Annotated in this window: 4 protein-coding genes and 1 pseudogene; 2 read left to right on the top strand and 3 right to left on the bottom strand. The window is 65.2% G+C overall.

Going from position 1 to position 2,670, the window contains the following annotated elements; genetic code table 11:
• A pseudogene (locus ACESNG_RS17360) lies at positions 1–566 on the bottom strand (hypothetical protein); the annotation flags it as partial.
• Positions 567–700: 134 nt separating this feature from the next.
• Here ACESNG_RS17360 and ACESNG_RS17355 point away from each other — a divergent pair.
• Positions 701–853 (top strand): hypothetical protein, encoded by a 153-nt coding sequence (locus ACESNG_RS17355; RefSeq protein ID WP_373064940.1) that lies wholly within the window; start codon positions 701–703, stop codon positions 851–853.
• Positions 854–885: 32 nt separating this feature from the next.
• Here the strand turns inward: ACESNG_RS17355 and ACESNG_RS17350 are convergent, their stop codons facing one another.
• Together ACESNG_RS17350 and ACESNG_RS17345 are read right to left on the bottom strand one after the other, a co-directional pair.
• Entirely contained in the window at positions 886–2,097 is a 1,212-nt protein-coding gene (locus ACESNG_RS17350; protein ID WP_373069993.1) for a tetratricopeptide repeat protein, read from the bottom strand.
• Between the two features lie 99 nt (positions 2,098–2,196).
• Positions 2,197–2,433 carry a hypothetical protein gene (locus tag ACESNG_RS17345; RefSeq protein ID WP_373069991.1) on the bottom strand — a complete coding sequence of 79 codons (237 nt, stop codon included), beginning with the start codon at positions 2,431–2,433 and terminating at the stop codon, positions 2,197–2,199.
• On the opposite strand from ACESNG_RS17345, the gene ACESNG_RS17340 reads away from it, so the two are divergent.
• Positions 2,432–2,554, top strand: a complete 123-nt coding sequence (locus tag ACESNG_RS17340; protein ID WP_373069989.1) for a hypothetical protein — start codon at positions 2,432–2,434, stop codon at positions 2,552–2,554. The two genes, ACESNG_RS17345 and ACESNG_RS17340, sit on opposite strands and share 2 nt — an antisense overlap.
• Positions 2,555–2,670 lie beyond the last annotated feature (116 nt).

The following is a 2,670-nucleotide window of genomic DNA, read 5'->3' as shown; positions in this document are numbered from 1 at the left end:
GGCCGCAACGGCGGCAGTCGCGCGTCGGTGAGGCGATTCTGCAGGGTACGGCGCGACAGGCCGAACACGGCGGCGACCTCCTCGCGGTCCAGCTGCTCGTGCGAGTGCTCCAGCACGTACTCCAGCAGCGGGTGCAGCCGCTGCTGAACGACGTCCGAGATCTCCTCGAGAATCCGGTAACTGATGGCCCGCTGAGTGGCCGACGCCACGATGCGGGCGAAGACGTGGCGGAGTTCGTCGAAATCGTGCCGAATCAGGTCCTGCACACCGGCCCGGGCAATCGCGAGCAGGTCATGCGGCGCGATGGCGCGCACGTCGCACCACGCGACGACTGGGTGCCTGGGAAACTCCTCGCGCAGTCGCCGCAAGGCGAGCAGGGCGGCGGCATTCGATCCGCCGGCGGCTTCAATCACGGTCAACGCCACACGGCCGCTGCTCACCGCCATCAACAACTCGACTTCATCGACGCACGGCACCACCACCGCTCCCGCAGGAACGATGTTGCGGAGCCGATTGATCGTCGGGGATGACGAGGGAATCCAGCCGATGCCGAGCTCAGGCTTCACGTATGCGTCGACAGGAGAAAGGTCGATCGAACGGCAAAAAGTCGTTGCCCACCGTGTCCGGCGATTGCCCACCATGATGAGGTGGCCCTGGAAAAGTACCCGTATCTCGGGGTATCCCCTTTCCGGAGTGCGTCATGATCGATTCCCGCCGTCTGCTGCTTGTTGCCCTGATCGCCATCGCCCCGCTGGTGGCCGCCTGCCACACGCCAACCGGGACTGAGGGCGGCGATCCGACGCCGACGCCAGCGGATACGACGGGTCGAAAGGATGCGAAGCCGTGGGGCTGAGGTCTCGCGAGCAAAGTGTACCGGCTCACCAATTACCGGAGGGCCGCGAGGCGCTCGATGCCGACACGCAGCGCGCGCTTTCGACCAGGCCGAACCACCGTGACCGTAGCGCTGGCGGTGTCGGACGCTACGCTCACGCTCCAGCTGTCTACCATGTTGTCGGCACGGAACACGAACTCGTGATACCCGTACCGTTCGGCCAGCGCGCGACCGGCGTCGAGCGCCACGCGCGCCCCGACCACATCGTTGATTTCATGAAGCGCGCCAGCGGTATAAATGAGGACTTGGGCGGCCTCGTGCGGCTGGTTGGCATCGCGGATCGTGCGTTCGATCGCGCTCTGGATCGTCGCGACCTCGTCAAGACGGTTGAGTCGCGCCGCGGCACGGATAGCGCCACCAAGGATCAACAGCTGCAGGCGCGGCACGCGGACCCGCTCGAGGGCGTGCGAAAACCCGTTCATCGCCGGCTCCGGGAACCCGGCATGCAGCGCCACAACGGATAGCTCGAAAAGCGCCACGTAGCGCATCTCCGAATGGTCGGCGCTTGCATCGTGCAGCTGCCAGCCGAACAGCAGCGCATCGCCCAGCTGTTTTCGGTTGATGGCAAGAGTAATGAGGCCTTGGCAGGCCATGACGTACGCGCCACCGCCGGGCACAGCGAGTTCCATCGCTTTACGGTAACTGGCTTCGGCGGCGGGAAGATTCCCCCGAATGTCACGCAGTAGCGCGCGGCCGATGTGACCGCGCGCTGCGAGCGGGGCGTCGCGTTCACGCGTGGAACGCACCACCACGCGATCGTAGCAGTCTTCGGCAGTCGCGAAATCGTGCATCTGCCGCGCAATGCGTCCCAAGTGCAACGTGGCCAGCGTGGCGGTCACGGCATCGGCGTGCGCCGTGAGGCGACAAACGGCCGCCACCGTGGTGAACGCCAGCTCGTAGCAGCCCGCGATCTCCATCGCTTCAGCCGCCACGCGAAAACGCTCGGCAACCTGCGGGATGAGTACGGCGGGCGCCGGCAGCACGTCGTGCACCATGGAAGGTCGCTGATCCGCAAACTCGGCCAGCAACGCCGTGGATTGCGCCAGTGACTGTTCGGATGGCACGGCACCGCTCGCGGAGAGCAGGTCGGCCGACTGCGCCACCGACAACCATGACATGATCTGGCCGCCAAGGTCGGCGCCACGGTCGGTGGCACCGCCCGCGTCGGCCGCAAAGGCTTGCAAGGGAGAAAGAGGCTTACGCATGGGGCTCCGGAATATGTGACAATGTAAGGGTCAATACTGCCAATGCATTAATCCGCATGATTTCACGCATTGGCTGGCATCGCCCCCGATCGGGGGCGACTAACTGGCGCGCGTCCATTCGGACTCGAGCTCGGTGAGGGTGTTGATCATGCGCCGGAGTGCCCGCACGCGGAGCAGCCGTGCCGCACGTCGTTCGACGTCGTTCGGCGCCGTCTCGATATCCGTGATCGCGGCATCGAGGTCGGCGCTGATGGCGCGAAGGTCGCGGACGATACGCAGCGTCGGATCACCCTTTTCGGAGAGTGAGTCGAGCACGGCACGGAGAGCGCGCGGCATGATCATTTTCCAACATGTACTGGTGCTCACCGAAACAACCGGACATGGTGGGCAACTACCGGACACGGTGGGCAACGACTTCCGACAAACGGCGGACTTTCTCATTTGGAGCGAACGATGATGCGTGTAAAACTGGCCGTCACGACGATGCTGGCCACGCTGACGGCGTGTGGGGGTACCGACCCGAATCGCGTGGCGGCGCATGGCTCGGTCACGGACGGCGCCGCGGCGATCACG

This window comes from Gemmatimonas sp. (assembly GCF_041689975.1).
Taxonomy (GTDB): Bacteria; Gemmatimonadota; Gemmatimonadetes; order Gemmatimonadales; family Gemmatimonadaceae; genus Gemmatimonas.
Note: the sequence above shows the minus strand (reverse complement) of the source record. Positions and strands in the feature narration are given on the sequence as shown.

Bases quoted from the DNA above. Each gene is read 5' to 3' on its own strand.
- ACESNG_RS17355 (WP_373064940.1), top strand. From the start codon at position 701: ATGATCGATTCCCGCCGTCTGCTGCTTGTTGCCCTGATCGCCATCGCC.
- ACESNG_RS17350 (WP_373069993.1), bottom strand. From the start codon at position 2,097: ATGCGTAAGCCTCTTTCTCCCTTGCAAGCCTTTGCGGCCGACGCGGGC.
- ACESNG_RS17340 (WP_373069989.1), top strand. From the start codon at position 2,432: ATGATCATTTTCCAACATGTACTGGTGCTCACCGAAACAACCGGACAT.
- ACESNG_RS17345 (WP_373069991.1), bottom strand. From the start codon at position 2,433: ATGCCGCGCGCTCTCCGTGCCGTGCTCGACTCACTCTCCGAAAAGGGT.